The organism is Massilia sp. CFBP 13721, from assembly GCF_014842025.1.
Classification (GTDB): Bacteria; Pseudomonadota; Gammaproteobacteria; order Burkholderiales; family Burkholderiaceae_D; genus Telluria.
In genome coordinates this window covers 1-522 of the sequence record NZ_JACYUY010000068.1, presented here as the reverse complement: position 1 = coordinate 522, position 522 = coordinate 1, and the positions used below count along the sequence as shown (strand labels likewise).

The window sequence follows — 522 nt, the reverse complement described above, 5'->3', positions numbered from 1 at the left end:
CCGCGCGCCACCCCGCTGCCGCCGACGAACAGCTCGCCGGCCACGCCCAGCGGCGCCGGCTGCATGGTCGCGCCGTCGAGGATGTACAGCGTCAGGTGCGACAGCTGTGGCCCGATCAGGCTGCAGGCGCCTTCCAGGTCGGCCTGGCGCAGGCGCCGGTAGGTCACGTGGACGGTGGTTTCGGTGATGCCGTACATGTTGACCAGGGCGATCGCCTCGTCGCCATGGCGTGCCGTCCACGGCAGCAGCGAAGCGGGTTTCAGCTTTTCGCCGCCGAACACCACCGCGCGCAGCGACAGCGTCCCGCGCAGCTGGGCGTCCGCCTCGATGAAGCCGGCAAAGGCCGAGGGCGTCTGGTTCAGGACCGTGACCTTCTCGCGGCAGGCCAGTTCGTAGAAGTCGAGCGGCGACTGCGCCACCGCCTTCGGCACCACCACCAGCTTGCCGCCGTAGGCCAGCGCGCCCCAGATTTCCCAGACCGAGAAATCGAAGGCGAACGAGTGGAACAGGGTCCAGGTATCG

General features: G+C 69.2%; 1 protein-coding gene. It reads right to left on the bottom strand.

Features of this window, described 5'->3' with window-relative positions:
* A partial coding sequence (locus tag IFT60_RS26190; RefSeq protein WP_192057026.1) for an AMP-binding protein occupies positions 1-522 on the bottom strand: 522 nt, incomplete at both ends.